This is a genomic window from Clostridioides sp. ES-S-0049-02, assembly GCF_020658465.1.
Classification (GTDB): domain Bacteria; phylum Bacillota; class Clostridia; order Peptostreptococcales; family Peptostreptococcaceae; genus Clostridioides.
Map to the genome: position 1 here is coordinate 124,133 of NZ_JACVWG010000007.1, position 23,788 is coordinate 147,920.

Here is a 23,788-nt window from a genome sequence, read left to right on the forward strand (position 1 = left end):
GATATGTTAGCATTATGGGAAAATGGAATTATAATTATATTTGCATTTCTATTGTTAGGGATAGGCTATTATTTTTCTAGAAATGTAAAAGATATGGAAAGTTATTACCTAGGAAATCGAAGTTTACCATGGTCTTTGATAGTAGGTACTTTGGTTGCCTCTTGGTATGGTGGAGTTGGTACAGTTGGTAGTGTAGAGTATGCAGCTATATATGGGATATCTGCATGGGCAGTATGGTCAATAGCTGCACATATTGGAAGAATGCCTTTAGCATTGTGGGTTGGACCAAGAATTCATATAAGAACTAATATAACAGTTCCTGATTTATTAGAAAGTTTTTATGGAAAGCAAGTTGCTATAATTGGAGCAGTTTTAATGTTTATATATTGTGCACAACTTGGAGAAATAACAGCTATGGGAACTATAGGTAATGTAGCTTGGGGAATTGATAAACAGCTAATAGGGTTTATAATGGTAGTGGTAGTAGTTATATTGACAGTTCTTGGTGGTCTTATGGGAGTTGCCATTACAGATATGGTATTGTTTTTCTGCATGGTATTTGGTCTAACTATGGTTATGCCAGGTCAATTTGACCAAATAGGTGGTTTTCAAGGTCTTACAGAAGCACTTAAAGATGCACCTCAGTTAATGCATCCTACAAAAGGTATGTCAGCAATGAAAGCATTGATGTTAATAGTATATTCATTTGGAGCTTATTCAGACCCAACGTTTTACCAAAGATTTTCAGCAGCAGATTCTCCAAAAGTTGGGAGAAGAGCTTTATTGACTTGTTTTTCTCTATGGATATGTTTTGACATGGTATTAACTATGACAGGTCTTATAGTTAGAGCCACTTATCCAGAAATGGCTCCAGCAGCTGGGTATATAACTTTAGTTTTAAATACATTGCCAGAAGGTATAAGAGTTATATTTATAATCGGAATTTTAGGTTCAATAATATCAACACTAGATAGTTATTATCTAGCAGCAGGAGCTACCTTAGCAAATGATATATATGGAAGAATTACTAAAAAAGAATTATCTCAAAAGCAATTAGTTAAATTTACTAGAATAGGTGTATGTTTAGCAGCAGTTATGGGACTTAGTGTGGCGTTTAGATTTGAAAATGTATATGATGCATGTATATTTGTAGGAAGTATTTGGATGGGTTCAGCATTTGTACCTATAGTAGGAGGTCTTCTTGGTAATGGAAGAAGAACATCTATGGGTGGTATTTTGGGAATGATTGTAGGCGGAGTAACTTTTGGTTATTTTAAAATGTTTCCAGTTCAAAGTTTTGAATTAGAACCTCTTGTTATAGCCATCCCTCTTTCATTTATTGCATGGACAATAGGAAATAGAATAGGTAAAAATTTAAATACACAAAATAATCTATAAAAAGGGAGTAGTTATTATGTCTAAATTGGTATCTAAAGTAAAAAAAGATTTGGAAATAAAATGGCTTGGTATAGATGGTTTTTTAGTACTATTATACTTTTTAATAACAGGATTTATATTTTATGGTATAGTAACTAGAAATGATATTATAGTTGGAAAGATAATCCCATATGGAGTCATGATAGCAGTAGTTATGATATTTTTTGATTATCTATATAGAGTATTTAAAATGACAGGAAAAAAAGATGAAAGGGAATGATTTTATGGATATAAGAGCATTGCCTATAAAAATTACAAAAGATGAAGCTATAGATATAGCAAAAAGTGGAAATAATTCATTACTAAGTAGACTGATATTAAAAAATAAAGAAGTTCATGAAGTTAGACTTCATTATATAGAGTTTAAAGTCGTTACACTTAAAATTCATCAAAATAAATCTATTTTCATGAAAAAAAAACAAGCTGGTAATACAAATGAATTAAATATTTTAGTAAATGGTTCTACGGGTGCTGGCAGTATAGTACAAGAACTACCAGTGTCTGAAATTGTAAAAAATGTAGATAATGACATCATACAATATAGTGATAAGGATGAAAGGAGAGTAAAATCAAAGGCAAATAAAATGGCTATAAGATTAAGTCACAGGTTTATGGGGGGTATACCAGAGATAGAGATAGTTAAAATTAAAAGTATCTTTAGACCATACTGGGTAGTATTCTTTGGAAAAGTGGAATTAAATACAAGAGTAAGTTACTTGCCAATTGAAGCAGATGGTTTTGTTATAGGAATGTAGGATATTTTATATAAATATATTTTACACTTATTGTATAATACATATTGAGAGAAGATATAATAGCTAGTTATATACAAGTATCTTTTATACTAGATAACCCAATTTATGATAAGTGAGTTTAAGGTGTATAGGTTATAATTATGGAGGAAATTAATTCTTATGATAAACTATAAATATACAGGGTTTTATATAGAAAAGCCAGTAGGAAATAATGTATTTTCATATGAAGAGAGAAAAAATAAGAGTATATATGTTCCAAAACTAATAAGTGGAACATTGGATGATGTGAAATTAGGAAACAAAGTCGTATTTAATGAAATTGATGAAAATAAAGAGATAAAAGCAACAGGATTGGAAAATATGGTCGAATATGTCCTGGGAAATAAAAGAATATATGTTTTTGATAATCATAACCATGCATTTTATTTTTGGATAAAATCTATGATGGCAAATGAATTCACAAGAGGATGTAAATTAGTACATGTAGATCAACATAAGGATACTAGAGAGCCTAAAAACTACAATGTAGATATAAATAATCTGGAGGACGTATTTAGGTATACAAATGAGGTTTTAAATGTAGGAAGTTTTATAAAACCAGCATTAAAACATAATATATTTTCAGAATTAATAATAATAGATAGCTCATATGGCTTTGATTTAGATATAGAACCAGAGTTTGTTCTTGACATAGATTTAGATATATTTTCAGAGGATATGGACTATATACCATTTGATTTTAAACTAGAAAAGATAAAAAATCTAATTAAAAAGGCTAAAGTTGTAACAATTGCTACAAGTCCTTACTTTATAAACCAAGAGTATGCTATAAAAGTATTAAAAGAATTGTTTAATTATGATATAATGTAAGAGTTAACTTTAAATAGAATATGGTATAATCAAAAAGAAGAAACTTCCAATCTAACTAAAAGATTTTATACTATAAAAAAACTAAAAAAATATAGATATACTTAGGAGGAAAAAAGTATGAGTTTATATACTGAATGGAGAAATTTAAGTGATAACCACGAAAGTCAAGAAACAGAGGTAAAATTCTGGGAAGAATATTTAAAAGTTGAAGCTGGAATATACAATGAAATATTAAATAGTAAAATGGATGTTGTTGAAGGTAAAGTAAGTGAATTAGCTGAGAAATTTGGAACTACTAATGAATTTTTCATGGGATTCATAGATGGAATAAGTGAAAGTTTAAAAGAAGATATAGTTTTAGAAGATGTAGAAGCTGATAAAGAAGTTTCTATAAAAATAGATTGGGAAAAATTATATAACAATATGGTAACTGTCGAGGCTCATTGGCTATATAATTTACAAGGTTGGGAAGAAATATTACCAGCAGACCAAAGAAAAGAAATAATAAAAGCATACAAAAAATCTAAAACAGTAGTTAAAGAAGCAAAAATAGGAAGAAATGATTCATGCCCATGTGGAAGTGGTAAAAAATATAAGAAATGTTGTGGAAAGTAAGGTAATCTTATGTTTATTTTAAGATTTGCAGATGATGATGACAATTTATCAGTTAAAGATTTTACATCTTTAACTGATTTAAAAAAATATATTAGTGAAAATAGTATAGATAAAACATGGCATCAAATTGAAGAAGTTAAGAAAGTAATACCTAACCTAAAAGAGGAATAAAATTAAGTAACATTAAAAAGAATATTAAAAAATAGTTGTCAATAGTTGTCTATAAGGACAACTATTTCTATTTTTAGATATAAATATAAAATATACAGGGGGTATAAATATGAAATTTATTGATTTGCATTGTGATACTATAGCAAAATTAATGGAGAATGTAGAAACAAGTGAACTTAAAACTAACAAATATTCTGTTGATATAGACAGGCTGAAAAAAGGGGATTCATTGGCTCAAACATTTGCTCTTTTTGTTGATACTGAAGAAGTAAAACATCCTTTTGATTACTGTATGAGTATGGCAGATAAATTTCATAAAGAAATGAAAAAAAATAGTGATGTAATAGCTCTAGCTACTAACTATGAAGAAATTATGAAAAATCAATCAGAGAATAAGCTTACAGCACTTTTATCTATAGAGGAAGGAGCAGTGCTTGAAGGTAGAATAGAAAACTTAAAGAAGTTTTATGATTTAGGCGTTAGAATGATGACAATAAGTTGGAATCATGTGAATGAGTTAAGCTTTCCTCATAATAATATAGAGTATAGAGAAAAAGGTCTTACAGATTTTGGTAGAGAAGTTGTACATAAGATGAATGAGCTAGGTATGCTAGTTGATGTTTCTCATATTTCAGATGGTGGATTTTATGAAATTGCAAAAATATCCTCTAAACCAATAATAGCTACACATTCAAATTCAAGAGCAATGATGAATCATACTAGAAACCTAACTGATGATATGATTAAAGTGTTGGCTAATAAAGGTGGGGTTACAGGAATTAACTTCTTCCACTTATTTTTAGGCGATAAAAGCGAAAGTAAGCTTGAAGATATGGTTAAACATATAAAACATATTGTAAATGTTGGAGGAATTGATGTTGTAGCTCTAGGCTCAGATTTCGATGGAATAGATTCAAAAGTTGAGATTGAGGATATATCTCAAATGGGTAAATTATACGAGCCTCTAAAAAAAGAAGGATTTAGTGAAGATGAAATAGAAAAAATATACTATAAAAACGCTTTAAGAGTAATAAAAGAAGTGTTATAAGAAATGTTTTTTTGACATTAGGAAACAAAGTTTTATATCGAACATAGTATAAACTAAGATAAAAATTTATTGGAGGTTTAACTATGAAGGTAGGAGACATTGTAGCTAGAAAGTCACATAACAAAGATATTGTATTTAAAATAGTCTCTTTTGGTGTAGATGAAAATAATGAAAAAATAGCTATACTAAAAGGAATTGCATTTAGAGTAATAGCAGATGCTTATATTGATGACCTTGAATTAGTAAAAGCACCTGATATAAAAGATATATTAATAGATAAAAATGTAGAAAATTTATTATATAAGTCAGTAAGAAAGGCTAAAGAGAGACAGAAAAAGATGACAAGGGCAGTTCCAAAACTTCAATTAAATTCTAACACATATGGAATGCCTGGAAAAGTATTACAAATAGATGGAGATAAAGAGTATTTAAAAATTTGTTTGGATGTATATGCTCAACTTGGAATACCTGCAGTAGGAGTAGCAGTTTCAGAGCAAAACCAGCATAAAGAAGTAAGAGCATTACTAGAAAAATATAATCCGGATATACTAGTAATTACAGGACATGATGCAATGACAGTAAAAAGAGGGGATATAGAAGATATGAATAACTATAGAAACTCTTTAAATTTTATGAAAACAGTTAGAGAAGCACGTAAATGGCAACCAAATTTGGATAATCTTGTAATATTTGCAGGAGCATGTCAGTCAAATTATGAAAAAATAATAAATGCAGGAGCGAATTATGCAAGTTCCCCTGGTAGAATAATGATACATGCTTTAGACCCTGTTTTTGTAGTAGAAAAAATTGCATGTTCAAGAATTGATGTAGTAGTACCTATTGATGAGGTTATAGAGCAGACTATCACAGGTGTTAAGGGTATTGGTGGCTCTGAAACAAGAGGGAAATTTAGATGGGCAATGCCAAAAACAATATTGCACTAACAAAAATTAACATAATTATACTGTATATATTCAAAAATAGTATTGACATTTTTGCAAAAAATATATAAAATAATTAGTTTAAACGTTTGACAAAAATGTTTATATGTGATATTATGTAAACATATAAACGTTAAAGAAGGTGATATTGTGGCTACTGTTCAAACTCTAGATAAGATAAGAGTAAGCTTAGAAAGACATATAGGAAAGAAAATATTGTTGAAAGCTAATAAAGGAAGAAAGCAGATTATTACAAAAGAGGGTATACTAGAAAAAGTTTATCCAAGCGTGTTTGTTATAAAATTAGATGATGAAAGTAATGGATATCCTAGGGTATCTTATAGTTACTCAGATTTATTAACATCTAATGTAAAGTTGCAAGTTTTTAGAGATCAAGATAAATTACAAATAAGTTAAAATTATACCTATTAAAAATAGGTGTAATTTTTTTTTTGTTCCTTAAATATAAATATAGTGTGATATTTTTATAATACTTAAGGAGGTAAACTATGGAATTAATTAAAGATGTAATTAAAATTGACAATAGAATAGACTTTGGGAAATTTCAAACATTTATTGAGGCGGAAGCAGTAGTGCCAGACAAGAAGCTAGATGTATATGAGATTGTAAAGACTGAGGGTTACATATCACTTAAAAAAATTGAGATAGCAGATGGAAAGATACTTTGTAGAGGAAGTTTTAATTACAACGTAATTTACATCGCAGACGATAAAAATACTGTTTCTAATGTAGATGGAAAAGTAGATATAAACGAAGTAATAGAAAAAGATAATGTTATGCAAGATATGGAATACATGTTATTTTCAGAGGTAGAGCATATGGACTGCACTATAATGAATGAGAGAAAGATTAAAGTAGGAGCTCTTATGAATATAAGAGGAAGTTTATTTGAAAAACAGAGATTAGATATTGTAAAGGATGTAGCGCAAGTAGAAGGCATACAAAAGCATAGAAAGGAAATCTGTTTTCAAGATATAGTGGGAATAGAAAAAGCAGAAAGTTCTATAAGAGACACTATAACTATAAATACAGAAGAAATTCAATCTATAATAAGCTTAAATCCTTGTGTTAAAGTAAAAGAAAGTAGAGTAACTGATAATAAGGTTATTATTGGTGGAGTATTAGAAATAAATCCATTGGCTTGTACATATGAGGGTGAACTTGTAGAGTTAGATAGAGTGGGTATAGAGTTCACTCAGTTTGTAGAAGTTCCTGGAGTGAGTGATGGTATGACAGAGGAAGTATTATTGTCCATGTCAGACTTTAATCATATTTTTAAACAAAATAGTGAAAGTAATACAGGTCTATTAGAAATAGATTGTATGGCTTGTTGCAAGGTAAAAGTTACAGATGAAGTAACAAGAGAGGTATTACAAGATGCATACTCTCCTCAAAAGATAATAAAATTTGACCATAAACCTATTCAATTAAATAAGACTTTAAGAAATAGTGAAGAAACATTTATGGTTAGAGAAGGAATAAGAAATGATAATGATGATATACAAATAAAAGATATTGTAAGCGTTTGTCCAACTATGTCTATAGAAAATAGCTACATTGAAGGAAATAAAAGTATTATACAAGGGATTATAAAAGTTGAAATTTTATTTATTCCAGTTGAAGGGCTAAAATTAGTTTATAAAATTAGTGAAGAAATTCCATTTGAACATGATATAGAGATGGATAACTTAACTGATACAGCATCAGTATTTAATACGGCATGTATTGATAAAATTGAGGTTGATTTGAATAGAGACCAAATAGATTTGGTTATAAAAATCAAAAGATTTACTGAAGCATTAGATAAAAAGGCAGAAAGCTTTATTGTTAAAGGTGAAGATCAAGGTGTGTATGATTTATCTAAAGCCCCAAGTATAATTGTATATATATGTAAAGAAGGAGATACTTTCTGGAATATTGCAAAAAAATACAATACAACAGAAAATGAAATTGCAGAACTCAATGATATAAAACTTGACGAAGCAATTAAGCCTGGCAAGTGTCTTATTTTAGAAAAAAAAGTCGTATTAGTAGATTAATATTAAAAAATTTAAAGTAATTAAGTATAATAGGGTATTATAATACCCTATTATTTTATTTTTTGTAGTATAATATTATTGTTAGTGATGCATTATTCTTTAAACAAGGAGGATAGAATGGATTTTATAAAACTAAAGAGCAGGGCAAAAATAAATTTATCCATTGATGTCTTAGGAAAAAGGCAAGACGGTTATCATTTTGTTGAAATGATAATGCAAACGATAGATTTATACGATATAGTAAAAATAAAGGGATTAGATAAAGATGAAATAGAGATAAAAAGCACTAGTTTAGATATCCCTTTAGATGAAGATAATATTGTTTATAAAGCTGCCAAAATACTTAAGAATAGATTTAATATAAAAAAAGGCGTAGAAGTATTCATAGAAAAAAATATTCCTGTAGCAGCAGGTATGGCTGGAGGAAGTTCCAATGCCGCCGCAGTATTAGTAGGATTAAATGAATTATGGAAACTTGAGTTATCTGAAGATGAATTAAAAGACATCGGATTTAACTTGGGAGCAGATGTTCCATTTTGTATATCAGGAAGGCCTGCTTTAGCTCAAGGTGTTGGAGAAAAACTAACAGATATTAAAGGTTTACCATGTGATATAAGTATTTTAATATGTAAACCAGAATTATTTGTTTCTACAAAAGAAGTTTATCAAGGGTTAGATTTGAATAATATTAAAAAAAGACCTAATAATAAATATTTGATGGAGTGTTTAAATTCAGAAGACATAAAAGCTGTATCAGAAAATATGGTAAATGTTCTTGAAAATGTTACTATAAGTAAATATGAAGAGATAAATAATATAAAGCAAGTTATGATGAAAAATAATGCTTTAGGTTCTATGATGAGTGGAAGTGGTCCTACAGTTTTTGGATTATTTGAAAGTAAAGAAGATGCTCTAATTGGAAAAAAAGAATTATTAAAAAAATATAAACAGGTATATGTTGTTAACAGCAGTCAAAAAGGGGTTGAAATTTGTGGAGAATTTAACTAAACTGAACTTGGATAATTACAAGCCATTAAGAGATGTAGTCTTCGAAAATTTAAGAGAGGCAATCTTAGAAGGGAAATTAAAGCCTGGTCAAAGGCTGATGGAAGTACAACTAGCAGAACAATTAGGAGTAAGTAGAACTCCAGTAAGAGAGGCAATAAGAAAGCTTGAATTAGAAGGTTTAGTTGTTATGTTGCCTAGAAAAGGTGCATATGTAGCAAATATGTCATTAAAGGATCTTCTAGATGTATTAGAGGTAAGAGCAAGCTTAGAAGGTCTAGCAGCGTCTCTTGCTGCTGAAAGAATTGGTGATGATGATATAAAAAAACTTAAGGATATATCAGAAGCGTTAAAAAAAAGCATTTTGGAATCAGATTTAGATGCACTATTGAAACAAGATGTAGAATTTCATGAATGTATATTTAAAGCAACAAACAATAAAAAGTTAATCCAATTGATAAACTCCTTATGGGAACAAGTGTATAGGTTTAGAGTTACTTATATGTCTGATTACGACTCATCGCTTAATATTGTTGAAGAACATAGATTTTTACTTGATGCCATAATAAAAGGTGATAGTGAGTTGTCTAAGAAATATGCTACAGAGCATATAGAAAAAGCAGAACAATTTATGATAGATAAGGCTATGATGAATAAAGACTTATAAAATTTAAAAAACTACTTTGAAATGTTTATAAACATTTCAAAGTAGTTTTTTTATTGATATTGAAAATATTATGAATAAATTAAATTTAAATGGACATAATTGATGATATAAATTTATCTTGAGGGGGATTTTTCAATGAGAAAAATTAAAGTTAGGTTGGGAATATTAATATTAAGTCTTATATCAGTCATATCAATAATGACGATAGTAATAAATGGTGAAGTAAAAAAAATTGATAATATATCAAAAGACTATAAAGATAAATTAATAAGATTTCATGTCATAGCAAATAGTAATACAGATGAAGATCAAGAACTTAAATTAAAAGTTAGGGATGAAGTAGTAAAATATTTACAACCAAAACTACAAAACTCAAAAAGTATAGAGGAAAGTGAAGCTATTATAAAAAAAGAATATAGTACTCTGGAAGAAATAAGTAAAAATATTATTCTTGAAAATGGATATAATTACAGTGTAAAGGTAGGTATACAATATAGTAACTTTCCTACAAAACAATATTCTAATATAGTTCTTCCAGCAGGTGAATATAAAGCATTAAAAATTATAATTGGAAAAGGTGAAGGAAAAAACTGGTGGTGTGTTATGTTTCCTCCATTATGTTTTGTTGATGAGTCTAATGGAGTTATAGACAAATCTACAGATGATAAGTTAAAAGAAGTTTTAACTGACAAGGAATATAAGCTAATAAAACAAGACACACCAAAGAAAACAAGCAGAGTAAAAATCAAGTTTAAAGTAATTGAAGTAGTAAAGGATTTAGAAGAAAAATTTTAAAAAAATAAAATTATAAGGAGTGGTTTTAATCATGGACAGGTGGAGTAAACTGATAGCTATATTACTAGCTTTAACCTATATATTTATGCCTATTAAAGAGGTATATGCAGATGAGCCAACAGAGACAGCTAAGAAAGTAAACAAACAAGAAAAAAATGTAGCAAAAAAGGAAGTAATAAATTTATCTGATAATGATTTAATGTTACTGTCTAAATTGGTTGCAGGTGAAGCTAGAGGAGAAAGCTATGAGGGACAGGTTGCTGTAGCAGCTGTAGTAATAAACAGAGTATTGGACCCTAGATTTCCAGATTCAATAGAGGAAGTTATATATCAGAAGAATGCTTTCTCAGTTGTGCTTGATGGTTCAATAAACAAGACACCAACAGATTCAGCATGTAAAGCAGCTAAAGAAGCTCTTTATGGAACTGACCCAACAAATAAAGCAGTATATTTCTGGAACCCAGAAATAGCCACTTGCAAATGGATAAATAGACTAAATCCATATCTGAGAATAGGGAATCATGTGTTTGCAAAATAAATTTAAATTTTTGAGTACTGAGAGGAGTTGTCTTTTTCTAGAAATTATTTTCTAATTTGAGATAGCTCCTTTATTTTTTGTTTAAAATAAACTATAATAATCATTTAGGTAATAATATATTAACTGTGAATATAAAAATAAATTTTAGCGATAAATAAGATGTTGTTAAACACAAAAATGTAAAGTAGGTGTTGTATAAAAATGAGCAATAGACCAATAGGAGTTTTTGATTCGGGATTAGGCGGATTGACGGTTTTGAAAGAAATAATGAAGATATTACCAAATGAGGATATAATATATTTTGGAGATACTGCTAGAATACCATATGGTTCGAGATCTAAGGAGACTATAATTAAATATACTTTTCAAGCTATAAATTTTCTAAAAACTAAGGATGTAAAAGCTATAGTTATAGCTTGTAATACTGCTACTGCGAGAAGTTTAAAAGAGGCTCAAGAAAAATATGATATACCAATAATAGGAGTTATAGAAGCCGGTGCTAGGACAGCTGTAAGTTCCACTAAAAACAAGACTGTAGGTATAATTGGAACAGAAGGAACTATAAGTTCAAAGGCATATAATTTAGAAATATCTAAAATAGATAAAAATATAGAAATTGTTAATAAAGCATGTCCTTTATTTGTACCAATTGTTGAAGAAGGATGGGCTAACACAGAAGTAGCTAAGTTAACAGCAAAGATATATCTACAAGAATTAAAAGATAAGAATATAGACTCTTTGGTATTAGGATGTACTCATTATCCTATTTTAAAGAGAACAATAGGTGAAGAGGTTGGAGAACACATAAAATTGGTTAATCCAGCTAAAGAGACAGCTAAAGATTTAAAAAAGATTTTAGAAGAAAGAAACATTATAAATAGCAAAGAAGCTCATGGAATTTATCAATATTATGTATCAGACATACATGAAAAATTTTCAGATATAGCGAAAGAATTTTTAAAGAAAAAAATTGATAAAATTCAAAAAGTGGAGATACAAAAATATTAGTTTATATGAAGAAGTCTATGGAGGAAAAATCGTTGAGTGTAAAAATAAGCATAAATACTAGACAATATGATGAAAAAGGTAATATGGACACCATAGAGATGACTACTTTTGGTAAAATTTTTTATAAAAATGAAGGAATATATGTTATTTACAAGGAAAAAGAAGACAATATAGAAATAACTAATACTATAAAAATACTTAAAAATGAAGTTAGTATTAAAAAGTTTGGTTCTATTAATTCAACTATGATGTTTAAATGTGGAGAAAGCAGTACTACAAAATATGTAACCCCACAAGGTACCTTATTAATTGATATTGACACAAGAGAATTGGATATAAATATACAAGAAGGGGAACACATAAAATTGAAAATAGACTATAATATAAAGATACAAGATTTATTTTTAGGTAGAAACAAAATAGATATATACATAGATATTAAATAATAACTATAGCTATTTTCCAGAAATTTTATAAAGGTAGTGAAAAAACTACCTTTTATTTAATTTATTTGGTATTATTATATTTATATTAAACTTTAATTTCTTAAAATTGATACAAGGGTTTAGCGTTTTTTTATAGAAAGTATACTTAAAAGTGAATAAAACTAAGTGTAAGAGGGATAAATATGATATTTGATAAGGTACTAAGTACTATAAATAAACATAATTTAATACAAAAAGGCGATAAAATAGTTTTGGGTCTTTCTGGAGGACCTGATTCAGTTTGTTTATTGCATGTACTAAATAGATTAAAAAAAGATTTTAATATAGAAATATATGCAGCACATTTAAATCATCAAATAAGAGGAATAGAAGCTCAAAAAGATGCATTATATGTATCTAAGCTTTGTGAGGATATGGGAATTGTATTCTTTGTAAAGTCTATTAATGTACCAAAATATTGTGAAAATGAGGGGTTATCATTAGAAGAAGGAGCAAGGAAGCTAAGATATGAAATGTTTTATGAAATTAAGGATAAGATTAAAGCTAACAAAATAGCTATAGGCCATAATCTCAATGACCAAGCTGAGACTGTCATGATGCGTATTATGAGAGGAACAGGTCTTAAAGGGTTAAAAGGAATTGATTATATTAGAGATAACTGTATAATTAGACCAATCTTGGATGTAGAGAGAATAGATATAGAGGAATATTGTAAGGCTTATAATTTAAATCCTAGAATAGATAAAACAAATTTAGAAAACATATACACTAGAAATAAAATAAGGTTAGACCTTTTACCATATATGAAGGATAATTTTAATTCAAATGTAATAGAATCTATAGTGAGGATGAGCAATAGCTTAAAAAGTGACAACGATTATATTGAGAAAGAGGCAGAAGCTAAATTTAGAGAAGTTTCAAATATAAAAGAAAAGAGCTTTGTAGAGATAAATTTAGAAGATTTTATTTGCTTACATGATGCTATCAAAGTTAGGGTTCTTAGAAATTCTATAAAACATATACTAGGAGATACTAATTTTGTTGATCAAAAACATATAGAGGACATAATGTCTTTAGAAAGTGATTCAAAAGTAAATAAAATGATAACTCTTCCGAGAAATATATTTGTTTATAGAAAAAAAGACAGTATAATATTAACCAATGAGGAAATTGTTAGTGAGGAAATTGAATTTTATTACAATATACCTAGTAATGGGTTTATAAAAATAAAAGAATTAAAACAAATTATTGAGACCCAAGTAATGAGTATAGATAGGTATAAGAGTATGAAATTAGACAATTCATCTAAAGGGTTTGATTTTAATAAGGTAAAAGGGGGTATAGTAATAAGGAGCAGAAGGCAAGGTGATAAGATAAAACTTGCTATGGGAAGTAAAAAAGTGAAGGATTTATTCATAGATTTAAAAATCCCAAGAGAAGAAAGATGTAAAATTCCTATAATCACAGATAGTGAAGGAATAATATGTGTTGGAGATTATAAAATCAGTGAGAATTATAAAATTGATGAAAGCACAAAAGAAGTATTAAAAATTAATTTTAACAAATTATAGGGCAAAGCAATGTATGAAAGGAGGGCTTCTATATTGAATAAGTTGCTAAAAGGGGCAGGTTTTTATCTACTTGTTTTTATAATTATAGTAGGTATAGTTCAATTCTCAGGTAAGCCTACAGAAAAAATAAAAGATTTAAAATTTTCCCAAGTATATAGGGAATTAACAGATGAGAATATATCAAGATTGTACTTTGTAAATCAAACTTCTGTAGAAGGTACTATAAAAGATACAAATACAAAGTTTAAATCATATGTTCCAACAGAAATAATGGGAGATAAACTTGCAGATGAAGTGTTAGATCAAGCTAAGGCTGGAAAATTAACATTTGGTGGTGAAGCTAAACCATCTACACCTTGGTTTGTTGAGATGCTACCTACATTACTGTTAATATTCTTTATGGTAATTCTTTGGTTTGTATTTATGAATCAGTCTCAAGGTGGAGGCGGAAAGGTTATGAGCTTTGGTAAGTCAAAGGCTAAGGTTCATAAGGATGATGAAAAAACTAGAGTTACGTTTAAAGATGTAGCTGGATTGGATGAAGAAAAAGAAGATTTACAAGAAGTAGTAGACTTCTTGAAGAATCCTAAGAAATATATTGAATTAGGGGCAAGGATACCAAAAGGAATGCTTATGGTAGGACCTCCTGGAACTGGTAAAACATATCTATCAAGAGCAGTTGCTGGAGAAGCAGGAGTGCCATTTTTCAGTATAAGTGGTTCTGATTTCGTTGAGATGTTTGTTGGGGTTGGGGCTTCAAGAGTAAGAGATTTATTTGAGCAAGCTAAAAAAAGCGCTCCAGCTATAATATTTATAGATGAAATCGATGCAGTTGGTAGAAAGAGAGGAGCAGGTCTTGGTGGAGGTCATGATGAAAGAGAACAAACTCTTAATCAACTTCTAGTTGAGATGGATGGATTTGGAGTAAACCAAGGTATAATAATCATGGCAGCAACAAATAGACCAGATATACTTGACCCAGCTTTACTTAGACCAGGAAGATTTGACAGACAAGTAGTTGTTGGTACACCAGATGTAAAAGGTAGAGAAGCTATATTTAAAGTTCACTCAAGAAATAAACCGCTAAATGATGATGTTAAAATGGATGTATTAGCTAGAAGAACACCAGGATTTACTCCTGCTGATATAGAAAACTTAATGAATGAAGCTGCAATACTAACAGCTAGAAAAAGAGAAAAGAAAATTAAGATGGAAACTATAGAAGAAGCTATAACAAAGGTTATAGCAGGTGTAGCTAAGAAATCGAGAGTAATAAGTGAAAAAGAAAGAAGACTTACAGCATATCATGAAGGCGGGCATGCAGTTTGTGCTCATATACTTGAGGAAGTAAGTCCTGTTCATCAAGTTACAATAGTACCAAGAGGAAGAGCAGGAGGATTTACAATGCAGCTTCCTGTTGAAGATAAGTTCTATGCTACTAAAAATGAGATGAAAGAGAACATAGTAGTTTTACTTGGAGGTAGAGTAGCAGAAGAGTTAGTGCTAAAAGATGTGTCTACAGGAGCATCAAATGACTTAGAAAGAGTTACAGCTACTGCAAGAAGTATGGTAACAAAATATGGAATGAGTTCTAAACTTGGTCCAATGTCATTTGACAGTGATGATGAAGTATTTTTAGGTAATAGTTTTTCAAGTAAGAGAAACTATTCTGAAGAGGTTGCTTTTGAGATAGACCAAGAAACAAAACGTATAGTTGATGGTGCATATGATAAGACAAGAAGTATATTACAAGAAAACATGGATAGACTGGAGTATGTAGCACAAGCCTTACTTATCTATGAAACTTTAGATGCAGATCAATTTATAAAAGCATTTAATAAAGAATTACCATTAAATGATATTGAAAATGCAATTACAGAGGAAAATTCTCCTAAAGAAAATGAAGAGCAATTAACTATAAATCTAGAAAAAGATAGAGAAGAAAGAAACAATGTTGTTGATATAAATAAAAATCAAGAAAATAAATCTGATGAAGATAAATAATTTTAAAATATTGATTATTTTAAGAGTATTATCTATTAAGGATTAAATATTAAGACTGAAAGTATAATGTTAAATTGATAAACAAAGTATATTTGCATATATCAATCTAATTAATACTTTCAGTTTTTTTTGTGATTTTAGCAAAGATTAGGCAAAATATTAAGCTATGGGAATTAATGGTATGGGTATATAAGTTTACTTATGATAATATATTAAAAAGGAATTTTAAAATTAGTAGTATTAAAAATATATTAATAATGTATAATTACTTATTAGAAGAAAAGAAGTCATGAAATCATATCATATTAGAGGTGAAGTATGCGAGAGAAGATAATAGAAATTATATTAAATAATAAATCTGAGTTTATTTCGGGTGAAGAGTTGTCAAAGCAATTAGGTGTGTCACGTGCAGCTATATGGAAACATATGAAAGCTCTAAAAGAAGAGGGATATAATATAGAATCTGTAAATAAGAAAGGTTATAGATTAACAGAAAATCCAACTGATTTATTAAGTCCACAGAATATCTACTATAAATTAAATACAGAGTTTATTGGTAAGAATATTGAGCATCTTGATACTATAGATTCAACTAATGAATACGCAAAAAGAGTGGCTGTGAATAGTATAGATGGAACTGTGATTTTAAGTGAACATCAAAATATGGGAAAAGGACGATTAGGAAGAACTTGGGATTCCAAACCCCATGAAGGGATTTGGATGAGTATTATTCTAAAACCAGATATGGAACCGTTTAAAGCACCATTTATAACTTTAATAGCAGGAGCAAGTGTAACACAAGCTTTAAATAATCTAGGGGCAAAGACTTTGATAAAATGGCCAAATGATGTTATTTTAAATGGGAAAAAAATATGTGGTATACTAACAGAATTGTCTGCTGAGATTGAAAGAACAAATTATGTTGTTCTTGGTATTGGAATAAATGTTAAAATAATGGACTTTGATTCAGAAATAGCTGAGAAAGCTACCTCATTGTATAAAGAAGGATACAAATTGTCTAGAGTAGATATTGTCAGAAATGTATTGGCTGAATTTGAAAAGTTATATTTAGATTATATTGCAAATAACTCAAAAGAAGAAACTTTAAAAATATGTAGAGATTATTCTGCTATTATAGATAAGAATATATATGTACTAAAAGGAAATGATAAAGAATTAGTTAAATGCTTAGATATAAATGAAGATGGTAACTTAGTAGTTCAGGGTAGTGATGGAAGTGTAAAAGAAATTGTTTCAGGTGAAGTTTCTATAAGAGGAGAAAATGGATATGTATGATAATATTTTAGATATAGAAGGTTTAAAGGTTGGGCAAGTTGAGGATAGAATAGGGCTGACTGGATGTACAGTAGTGATTTGTGAAGAAGGTGCAGTTTGTGGTGTTGATGTAAGAGGGTCGGCTCCAGGAACCAGAGAAACCGATTTATTAGACCCTGTAAATATGGTTCAAAAAGTTCATGCTATAGTTTTAGCAGGAGGTTCTGCATATGGTCTTGAATCTACTTGTGGAGTAAGTAGATACTTAGAAGAAAGAGGAATTGGTTTTGATGTTGGAGTTGGAAAAGTTCCTATAGTTGTTGGAGCAGTTTTATTTGATTTAGGAGTAGGAGATTTTAAGTGTAGACCAGATATACAAATGGGTTATAAAGCTTGTGAGGCGGCAAATACAACTGTTTTAAATCAAGGTAATTATGGAGCAGGATGTGGAGCTACTGTTGGAAAGATAAGAGGGCAAGAATATGCTATGAAAGGTGGAATAGGAAGTTATTCTATAAAACTAGATAATGGCTTGATTGTATCTGCATTAATTGCTGTAAATGCTCTTGGAGATGTTTATGAGGATGGTAAGGTTATAGCAGGCGCCTTAAATGATAAAAAAACAGAAACAATTGATACATATAAATTGATGAAACAAGGTGCAAGTAAAGGTGGATTTAGTATAGATAATACTACAATTGGAGTTATAGCTACGAATGCTAAACTCACTAAAGCTGAATGTAAAAAAATATCTCAAATGGGTCATGATGGGTATGCAAAAGCTATTTTTCCTATCCATACACCTCATGATGGAGATACAATATTCACAATGTCAAAAGGTGAAATAGAAGCAGATATAACGTTATTAGGTTCATTGGCTGTAGAGGCTGTGGAAAAAAGTATAATAAATGCAGTAAAAAAAGCTGATAGTGTAGAAAATATAATAGCATATAAAGACATAGTAAAAAAATGAGAAATATGATGAAATTAGCATATTTTTCTTGTCAAATTGTTGACAATGACAACTCATCTTGATAAAATTATTCTTGTTAGAGCAGGCATCCTGAAAGTAGTAGCCTGACTCATAATGATAAGAAACAAGAGTAAGAAAAATCAAAAAATTAAGTAGTCCGGCATCGTTAGTGAGCTGGAACGGAGGTGTATTTTTTATGATGAACACAAGTGCATCAGTAAGAAAAGTAAATGTAAGAAAGATGACTATAATAGGGGTACTATCAGCTATTTCTATTATGCTATCTATGACTCCATTGGGATTTATTCCAGTTGGACCTACAAAAGCAACTATAATGCATATACCAGTTATTATTGGAGCTATTATGGAAGGACCAATAGTTGGGGCAGCAATAGGCTTTATATTTGGAGTATCAAGTCTTTTAAACGCTATAGTAAACCCAACAGTAACATCTTTTGTTTTTATAAATCCATTAGTTTCAATATTGCCAAGAGTTATGATAGGTATATTGGCTTATTATGTATATCAACTAATAATCAATGCTACAAGTAAGGTATACATATCTGGATTAATTACAGGAGCTGTAGGTTCTTTGTTAAATACAGCTGGTGTTTTAGGAATGATATATGTTTTATATGCTGACAAGTATCTTCAAGCAATGGGTCAAAATGGTTCAGCAGGAAAGGTTATAATGGCTCTTGCCGCAGCAAATGGAGTACCAGAAGCAATAGTAGGAGCTTTAGTAGTAGCTGCCGTTGCTGCTGTACTTAAGAAAAGCAAAAAATAGAAAGAAGGTTAATGACATATGCTTCTAGTATTTGATGTTGGAAATACTAATATGGTTTTAGGTATATATAAGGGTGACAAGTTAGTTAATTATTGGAGAATTAAAACAGATAAGGAAAAAACATCTGATGAATATGGAATTCTAATAAGTAGCTTATTTAAGTATGATGATGTGGATATAAATGCTATTGATGATGTAATAATATCATCTGTAGTTCCAAACGTTATGCATTCTCTTGAAAATTTTTGTATAAAATACTGTAAAAAGCATCCATTGATAGTAGGTCCAGGCATAAAAACAGGTCTAAATATAAAATATGATAATCCAAAACAAGTTGGAGCAGACAGGATAGTTAATGCTGTAGCAGGCATAGAAAAATATGGGGCACCAAGTATACTTGTAGATTTTGGAACAGCAACTACATTTTGTGCTATTTCTGAAAAAGGTGAATATCTAGGGGGTACAATAGCACCAGGAATAAAGATATCTAGTGAGGCATTATTCCAAAGTGCATCTAAATTGCCTAGAGTAGAATTAGCAAAACCAGGTATGACTATTTGTAAAAGTACTGTATCGGCTATGCAATCTGGCATAATTTATGGATATGTAGGTTTAGTTGATAAAATAATAAATATGATGAAAAAAGAATTAAATTGTGATGATGTTAAAGTTATAGCTACAGGTGGGCTAGCTAAACTAATTGCTTCAGAAACAAAAAGTATAGATTATGTAGATGGTTTTTTAACGCTAGAAGGATTAAGAATAATATATGAAAAAAACCAAGAATAATTAATACAGGGAATTGGATTATATATCCAGTTCCCTTTTTATGATAGTTTTTTAGTGTTATGTGGTATATTATAATGAGGAAATGCAGATTTAGAAATAAAATCACAAAAACAAAGGAAAAAATAGGAGAAAAACGATGAAAATAGGAAATTTAGAATTAAAAAATAAAGTTTTTCTGTCACCTATGGCAGGGGTAACAGACCTTCCATTTAGATTAATTTGTAAAGAACAAGAATGTGGACTTTTATATACAGAAATGATAAATGGTAAGGCACTTTGCTATGATGATGAAAATACTAAAAAAATGCTTAAGATAGAAAAAGAAGAACATCCTGTAGCTGTTCAGATATTTGGTTCTGAGCCAGATTTTATGGGAAGAGCAGCAGAAATAATGAACGAATATCCAAATGAAATCCTTGATATAAATATGGGATGTCCAGCTCCAAAAGTAGTTAAAAATGGGGATGGTTCAGCACTTATGAAAAATCCTAAACTTGCAGAGCAGGTATTAAAGGCAGTAGTGAAGAATTCAAAGAAACCAGTTACTTTAAAAATAAGAAAAGGATGGGATGATAATAGTATAAATGCTGTTGAGATAGCAAAGATAGCAGAAGCTTGTGGAATAAGTGCTTTAGCAATACATGGAAGAACGAGAGAGCAATATTATACAGGTAAAGCAGACTGGAATATAATTGCAGATATTAAGAAAAATTTAAATATACCTGTTATAGGAAATGGTGATGTATTTACAATAGAAGATTCAATAAATATGTTAGACAAAACGGGTTGTGATGCTATAATGATAGGTAGGGGTGCTCAGGGTAACCCATGGATATTTAAAAGAATAAACCATTATATGAATACAGGCGAGATTTTACCAGAGCCAACTCTTAACGAAAAGATAAGTACTGCCATTAAACATTTAAAGCTTGCAGTAGAAGAACATGGAGAGTATGTAGCTGTAAGGGAAATGAGAAAACACATCGCTTGGTATTTAAAAGGTCTTAGAAACTCTGCAAGATTAAGAGATGAAATTAATAAAATAGAAGACTATCAAGAAGTTGTGTCGAAATTGGAGTACTATATGGAAGACTCCTTGACATAAAAATAATAGTGACTTATAATATAGCGCATAAATTAAAAAAAGATTATAAAAATTTTAAAATATAATTAGGAAAATTCCTAAGAAATTTGTGAAGGAGTTGTATTTATAATGGAAGAGAATAAAGAGTTTTTATTGACACAAGAGGGATACGATAAATTAGAAGAAGAATTAGAGAATTTAAAGGTTGTAAAGAGAAAAGAAGTTGCAGAGAGAATAAAGGTTGCTATATCTTTTGGTGATTTATCTGAAAATGCTGAGTATGATGAAGCTAAAAAGGAACAGGCACAGGTTGAAGAAAGAATCTTAAAATTAGAAAATATGGTTAGAAAAGCTGTTATCATAGATGAAAGCAAAATAGACCTTAATGTTGTTACAATAGGTTCAATAGTTAAAGTTAAAGATTTAGAATTTGATGAAGATGTTGAATATACTATAGTTGGTTCAACAGAAGCAGACCCATATGATGGCAAAATATCAAACGAATCTCCTGTAGGAAAAGCGCTTTTAGGAAGAGCTGTTAAAGAGGTTGTAGAGGTGCAAGTTCCTGATGGAGTTGCTAAGTTTGAAATATTAGAAATAAGAAGATAATCTGGAGGAAAAAAATGAAAAATAATCAACAAAGCAATGAAGAAGCACAAATTCAAGAAGACCTTAGTGAAGTACTTCAAGTAAGAAGAGATAAACTAAAAAAATTACAAGAATCAGGTAGAGACCCTTTCAAAGAAAGTAGATATGATAGAACTCATTATTCTATGGAAATAAAAGATAACTTTGAAACTCTTGAAGGTCAAACTACAAAAATAGCAGGACGTATCATGAGCAAGAGAATACAAGGTAAAGCTGGTTTTATAGATATTCAAGACCAAGAAGGAAGAATTCAATCTTATGTAAGATTAGATGCTATAGGGGAAGAAGAATATAGTGTATTTTCAACATATGATATTGGAGACATAGTTGGTATTGAAGGGGAAATATTTAGAACTAAAAGGGGCGAAATATCTGTAAAGGCTAAATCTGTAGTATTATTATGCAAATCTTTACAAGTTTTACCAGAAAAATATCATGGATTAAAAGATCAAGAATTAAGATATAGACAAAGATATGTTGATTTAATAGTGAACCCAGAAGTAAAAAATGCTTTTTTAATTAGAACGAAAGCATTAAAGGCATTGAGAGCGTATTTAGATGACAGAGGATTTTTAGAAGTTGAGACTCCAATATTAAATACTATAGCTGGTGGAGCGAATGCTAGACCTTTTATAACTAACCATAACACTTTACATATACCAATGTATTTAAGAATAGCAAACGAATTATACTTAAAGAGACTTATTGTTGGTGGATTTGATAAAGTTTATGAAATGGGAAGAATGTTTAGAAATGAAGGTATGGATTTAAAACATAATCCTGAATATACTGCTATAGAATTATATCAAGCATATGCAGACTACACTGATATGATGGAGATAACAGAAAATGTTGTTGCACATATGGCTGAAGTTGCTACAGGAAGCATGATAATCAACTATCAAGGAACAGAAATAAACTTTACACCTCCTTGGAAGAGAATGACTATGGAAGATTGTGTGAAGGAATATTCTGGCGTAGATTTTTCTGCAATAAATACAGATGAAGAAGCATTAGAAGTTGCTAGAGAAAAAGGAATAGAAATAAAGCCTGGAATGAGAAGAGGGGAAGTAATAAATGCTTTCTTTGAAGAGTTTGGAGAAGATAAATTAATCCAACCAACATTTATAACACATCATCCAGTTGAAGTATCTCCATTATCTAAGAGAAATACTGAAGACCCAAGAAGAACTGATAGATTTGAAGCTTTTGCTAATAAATGGGAGTTAGCTAATGCATTTTCTGAGCTTAATGACCCAATTGACCAAAAAGGAAGATTTATGGACCAATTGAGAAAAAGAGAATTAGGTGATGATGAAGCTTTTGAGATGGATGATGATTTCTTAAAAGCATTAGAAGTAGGTTTACCTCCTACAGGTGGACTAGGAATAGGTATAGATAGAGTTATTATGCTATTAACTAATTCTCCATCTATAAGAGATGTATTATTATTCCCTACTATGAAACCTATTGATAATAATCAAAATAAAGAAGAAGAAGAAAAATAAAAAATACAAGCATTCTACTAAGTTTTAAATAAAATAGAGCTATTAAATTATCAATAAATAGCTTTATTTTATTTAAAATGTCAATGTAGAATGCTTTTTATATGTTCTAAAGAAGTTTTCATGTATTTAATTTATAAATTACCAACAAACGTTACAAATTGATATTAGTTTTTGTTGATTGGAACTTTATATTTAGAAAATATGATTGAAAGTAATTTATTATGAAAATATTTAAAGTAATTTTTGGGAAGGAAAAAGGAATAATTTTTGAGAATACTATATATAAAAAATTATTGGGGGAATGTGTGATGTTTCAAGTAATTGATTTTTTATGTTTAGTTTGTATTGGATTTTTAGTTCTTGATGTTATGGTATATTTTTGTAAGGATGCAATGGATATATTTGAAAGTACAACTAAGGTTAATAAAGTTAAGAGTATAAATGTTTGGGCAGATAGAGTCAGAGCCAACTCATATTCTTACGAAAATAAAATTGCAAAATAGGAAAAACTGTATATGCATGTGTTACTTGTAATATCAAGGGTTATATCTGTTAGTTTTAGTTAAAAGTATTAAAAAAAACAAAGAGTTATAACCTTTTTTAAAATAAAAAACAAAAAAAGTATTGACGAATTATTTTTAAGGTGATATAGTATTACTTGTCCCCAAGAAAAGGGCAAACATGAAAAATGAACTTTGAAAATTAAACAGTAGGTTAATTTATAAAAACAAGAAACAAACCATAAAGCCAGATATTTAGATAACAATAGTATCTGAGCCTGATAAACTTTTAT

Annotated in this window: 26 protein-coding genes; all 26 read left to right on the plus strand. The window is 29.4% G+C overall.

The window, feature by feature from the left end; all coding sequences use genetic code 11:
- Nucleotides 1–3: 3 nt before the first annotated feature.
- The 26 genes from IC213_RS14870 (at nucleotide 4) to IC213_RS14995 (ending at nucleotide 23,498) form a co-directional block, all read left to right on the plus strand.
- Nucleotides 4–1,398 (plus strand): sodium:solute symporter family protein, encoded by a 1,395-nt coding sequence (locus tag IC213_RS14870; protein WP_227437563.1) that lies wholly within the window; start codon nucleotides 4–6, stop codon nucleotides 1,396–1,398.
- A 16-nt stretch (nucleotides 1,399–1,414) separates the two neighbouring features.
- Nucleotides 1,415–1,657, plus strand: a complete 243-nt coding sequence (locus IC213_RS14875) for a hypothetical protein (protein ID WP_227863212.1) — start codon at nucleotides 1,415–1,417, stop codon at nucleotides 1,655–1,657.
- Nucleotides 1,644–2,192, plus strand: a complete 549-nt coding sequence (locus IC213_RS14880; protein WP_227483274.1) for a hypothetical protein — start codon at nucleotides 1,644–1,646, stop codon at nucleotides 2,190–2,192. The genes IC213_RS14875 and IC213_RS14880 overlap by 14 nt, the downstream gene beginning before the upstream one ends.
- Nucleotides 2,193–2,351: 159 nt before the next feature.
- On the plus strand, nucleotides 2,352–3,062 hold the full coding sequence (locus tag IC213_RS14885; protein WP_227437556.1) for a UPF0489 family protein: 711 nt from the start codon (nucleotides 2,352–2,354) through the stop codon (nucleotides 3,060–3,062).
- Nucleotides 3,063–3,179: 117 nt separating this feature from the next.
- On the plus strand, nucleotides 3,180–3,677 hold the full coding sequence (locus tag IC213_RS14890) for an SEC-C metal-binding domain-containing protein (RefSeq protein WP_227437554.1): 498 nt from the start codon (nucleotides 3,180–3,182) through the stop codon (nucleotides 3,675–3,677).
- A gap of 9 nt (nucleotides 3,678–3,686) precedes the next feature.
- Nucleotides 3,687–3,848 (plus strand): hypothetical protein, encoded by a 162-nt coding sequence (locus IC213_RS14895; RefSeq protein ID WP_227437552.1) that lies wholly within the window; start codon nucleotides 3,687–3,689, stop codon nucleotides 3,846–3,848.
- Nucleotides 3,849–3,957: 109 nt separating this feature from the next.
- Nucleotides 3,958–4,896 carry a dipeptidase gene (locus IC213_RS14900; RefSeq protein WP_227851722.1) on the plus strand — a complete coding sequence of 313 codons (939 nt, stop codon included), beginning with the start codon at nucleotides 3,958–3,960 and terminating at the stop codon, nucleotides 4,894–4,896.
- Nucleotides 4,897–4,979: 83 nt separating this feature from the next.
- The gene (gene yabG / locus IC213_RS14905; protein WP_227437548.1) at nucleotides 4,980–5,840 is read left to right on the plus strand and encodes a sporulation peptidase YabG; all 861 of its coding nucleotides are present in this window, start codon (nucleotides 4,980–4,982) and stop codon (nucleotides 5,838–5,840) included.
- 147 nt (nucleotides 5,841–5,987) lie between these two features.
- Nucleotides 5,988–6,254, plus strand: coding sequence for a Veg family protein (locus tag IC213_RS14910; RefSeq protein ID WP_009892135.1), 267 nt, complete (start codon nucleotides 5,988–5,990; stop codon nucleotides 6,252–6,254).
- 92 nt (nucleotides 6,255–6,346) lie between these two features.
- Nucleotides 6,347–7,897 carry a DUF3794 and LysM peptidoglycan-binding domain-containing protein gene (locus IC213_RS14915; RefSeq protein WP_227437546.1) on the plus strand — a complete coding sequence of 517 codons (1,551 nt, stop codon included), beginning with the start codon at nucleotides 6,347–6,349 and terminating at the stop codon, nucleotides 7,895–7,897.
- 117 nt (nucleotides 7,898–8,014) lie between these two features.
- Nucleotides 8,015–8,905, plus strand: a complete 891-nt coding sequence (ispE, locus tag IC213_RS14920) for a 4-(cytidine 5'-diphospho)-2-C-methyl-D-erythritol kinase (protein WP_227437544.1) — start codon at nucleotides 8,015–8,017, stop codon at nucleotides 8,903–8,905.
- Nucleotides 8,889–9,569, plus strand: coding sequence for a GntR family transcriptional regulator (locus tag IC213_RS14925; protein WP_227437541.1), 681 nt, complete (start codon nucleotides 8,889–8,891; stop codon nucleotides 9,567–9,569). Before ispE ends, IC213_RS14925 begins: the two co-directional genes overlap by 17 nt.
- A gap of 135 nt (nucleotides 9,570–9,704) precedes the next feature.
- Nucleotides 9,705–10,364 (plus strand): stage II sporulation protein R, encoded by a 660-nt coding sequence (gene spoIIR / locus IC213_RS14930; RefSeq protein ID WP_227437539.1) that lies wholly within the window; start codon nucleotides 9,705–9,707, stop codon nucleotides 10,362–10,364.
- A gap of 31 nt (nucleotides 10,365–10,395) precedes the next feature.
- A complete protein-coding gene (locus tag IC213_RS14935) occupies nucleotides 10,396–10,902 on the plus strand; it encodes a cell wall hydrolase (protein ID WP_227483272.1) in 507 nt (168 codons plus the stop codon).
- Between the two features lie 201 nt (nucleotides 10,903–11,103).
- A complete protein-coding gene (gene murI, locus IC213_RS14940; RefSeq protein WP_227437535.1) occupies nucleotides 11,104–11,910 on the plus strand; it encodes a glutamate racemase in 807 nt (268 codons plus the stop codon).
- A gap of 17 nt (nucleotides 11,911–11,927) precedes the next feature.
- Complete coding sequence (locus IC213_RS14945; protein ID WP_413926632.1) at nucleotides 11,928–12,356, plus strand: DUF1934 domain-containing protein; 429 nt, start codon at nucleotides 11,928–11,930, stop codon at nucleotides 12,354–12,356.
- Between the two features lie 182 nt (nucleotides 12,357–12,538).
- The gene (gene tilS / locus IC213_RS14950) at nucleotides 12,539–13,927 is read left to right on the plus strand and encodes a tRNA lysidine(34) synthetase TilS (protein ID WP_227437532.1); all 1,389 of its coding nucleotides are present in this window, start codon (nucleotides 12,539–12,541) and stop codon (nucleotides 13,925–13,927) included.
- A 33-nt stretch (nucleotides 13,928–13,960) separates the two neighbouring features.
- On the plus strand, nucleotides 13,961–15,931 hold the full coding sequence (gene ftsH, locus IC213_RS14955; protein WP_227437529.1) for an ATP-dependent zinc metalloprotease FtsH: 1,971 nt from the start codon (nucleotides 13,961–13,963) through the stop codon (nucleotides 15,929–15,931).
- A gap of 318 nt (nucleotides 15,932–16,249) precedes the next feature.
- The gene (locus tag IC213_RS14960; RefSeq protein WP_227836338.1) at nucleotides 16,250–17,227 is read left to right on the plus strand and encodes a biotin--[acetyl-CoA-carboxylase] ligase; all 978 of its coding nucleotides are present in this window, start codon (nucleotides 16,250–16,252) and stop codon (nucleotides 17,225–17,227) included.
- Entirely contained in the window at nucleotides 17,220–18,179 is a 960-nt protein-coding gene (locus tag IC213_RS14965) for a P1 family peptidase (protein WP_227483269.1), read from the plus strand. Before IC213_RS14960 ends, IC213_RS14965 begins: the two co-directional genes overlap by 8 nt.
- 196 nt (nucleotides 18,180–18,375) lie before the next feature.
- A complete protein-coding gene (locus tag IC213_RS14970; RefSeq protein ID WP_227483268.1) occupies nucleotides 18,376–18,966 on the plus strand; it encodes an ECF transporter S component in 591 nt (196 codons plus the stop codon).
- 18 nt (nucleotides 18,967–18,984) lie between these two features.
- On the plus strand, nucleotides 18,985–19,755 hold the full coding sequence (locus IC213_RS14975; RefSeq protein ID WP_227437521.1) for a type III pantothenate kinase: 771 nt from the start codon (nucleotides 18,985–18,987) through the stop codon (nucleotides 19,753–19,755).
- Between the two features lie 136 nt (nucleotides 19,756–19,891).
- Complete coding sequence (gene dusB, locus IC213_RS14980; RefSeq protein WP_227437519.1) at nucleotides 19,892–20,860, plus strand: tRNA dihydrouridine synthase DusB; 969 nt, start codon at nucleotides 19,892–19,894, stop codon at nucleotides 20,858–20,860.
- A gap of 108 nt (nucleotides 20,861–20,968) precedes the next feature.
- The gene (gene greA / locus IC213_RS14985) at nucleotides 20,969–21,448 is read left to right on the plus strand and encodes a transcription elongation factor GreA (RefSeq protein ID WP_021386470.1); all 480 of its coding nucleotides are present in this window, start codon (nucleotides 20,969–20,971) and stop codon (nucleotides 21,446–21,448) included.
- A gap of 14 nt (nucleotides 21,449–21,462) precedes the next feature.
- Nucleotides 21,463–22,995: a lysine--tRNA ligase gene (gene lysS, locus IC213_RS14990; protein WP_227825042.1), complete on the plus strand. Its 1,533-nt coding sequence runs from the start codon at nucleotides 21,463–21,465 to the stop codon at nucleotides 22,993–22,995.
- Between the two features lie 308 nt (nucleotides 22,996–23,303).
- Nucleotides 23,304–23,498 (plus strand): hypothetical protein, encoded by a 195-nt coding sequence (locus tag IC213_RS14995; protein ID WP_227483267.1) that lies wholly within the window; start codon nucleotides 23,304–23,306, stop codon nucleotides 23,496–23,498.
- Nucleotides 23,499–23,788: the final 290 nt, after the last annotated feature.

Coding starts and splice junctions, on each gene's coding strand:
- IC213_RS14900 (WP_227851722.1), top strand. CDS start 3,958: ATGAAATTTATTGATTTGCATTGTGATACTATAGCAAAATTAATGGAG.
- tilS (WP_227437532.1), top strand. CDS start 12,539: ATGATATTTGATAAGGTACTAAGTACTATAAATAAACATAATTTAATA.
- IC213_RS14960 (WP_227836338.1), top strand. CDS start 16,250: ATGCGAGAGAAGATAATAGAAATTATATTAAATAATAAATCTGAGTTT.
- IC213_RS14970 (WP_227483268.1), top strand. CDS start 18,376: ATGATGAACACAAGTGCATCAGTAAGAAAAGTAAATGTAAGAAAGATG.
- IC213_RS14945 (WP_413926632.1), top strand. CDS start 11,928: ATGGAGGAAAAATCGTTGAGTGTAAAAATAAGCATAAATACTAGACAA.
- ispE (WP_227437544.1), top strand. CDS start 8,015: ATGGATTTTATAAAACTAAAGAGCAGGGCAAAAATAAATTTATCCATT.
- dusB (WP_227437519.1), top strand. CDS start 19,892: ATGAAAATAGGAAATTTAGAATTAAAAAATAAAGTTTTTCTGTCACCT.
- lysS (WP_227825042.1), top strand. CDS start 21,463: ATGAAAAATAATCAACAAAGCAATGAAGAAGCACAAATTCAAGAAGAC.
- IC213_RS14995 (WP_227483267.1), top strand. CDS start 23,304: ATGTTTCAAGTAATTGATTTTTTATGTTTAGTTTGTATTGGATTTTTA.
- IC213_RS14875 (WP_227863212.1), top strand. CDS start 1,415: ATGTCTAAATTGGTATCTAAAGTAAAAAAAGATTTGGAAATAAAATGG.
- spoIIR (WP_227437539.1), top strand. CDS start 9,705: ATGAGAAAAATTAAAGTTAGGTTGGGAATATTAATATTAAGTCTTATA.
- IC213_RS14935 (WP_227483272.1), top strand. CDS start 10,396: ATGGACAGGTGGAGTAAACTGATAGCTATATTACTAGCTTTAACCTAT.
- IC213_RS14895 (WP_227437552.1), top strand. CDS start 3,687: ATGTTTATTTTAAGATTTGCAGATGATGATGACAATTTATCAGTTAAA.
- murI (WP_227437535.1), top strand. CDS start 11,104: ATGAGCAATAGACCAATAGGAGTTTTTGATTCGGGATTAGGCGGATTG.
- IC213_RS14870 (WP_227437563.1), top strand. CDS start 4: ATGTTAGCATTATGGGAAAATGGAATTATAATTATATTTGCATTTCTA.
- IC213_RS14965 (WP_227483269.1), top strand. CDS start 17,220: ATGTATGATAATATTTTAGATATAGAAGGTTTAAAGGTTGGGCAAGTT.
- IC213_RS14890 (WP_227437554.1), top strand. CDS start 3,180: ATGAGTTTATATACTGAATGGAGAAATTTAAGTGATAACCACGAAAGT.
- IC213_RS14915 (WP_227437546.1), top strand. CDS start 6,347: ATGGAATTAATTAAAGATGTAATTAAAATTGACAATAGAATAGACTTT.
- IC213_RS14885 (WP_227437556.1), top strand. CDS start 2,352: ATGATAAACTATAAATATACAGGGTTTTATATAGAAAAGCCAGTAGGA.
- IC213_RS14975 (WP_227437521.1), top strand. CDS start 18,985: ATGCTTCTAGTATTTGATGTTGGAAATACTAATATGGTTTTAGGTATA.
- IC213_RS14880 (WP_227483274.1), top strand. CDS start 1,644: ATGAAAGGGAATGATTTTATGGATATAAGAGCATTGCCTATAAAAATT.
- yabG (WP_227437548.1), top strand. CDS start 4,980: ATGAAGGTAGGAGACATTGTAGCTAGAAAGTCACATAACAAAGATATT.
- greA (WP_021386470.1), top strand. CDS start 20,969: ATGGAAGAGAATAAAGAGTTTTTATTGACACAAGAGGGATACGATAAA.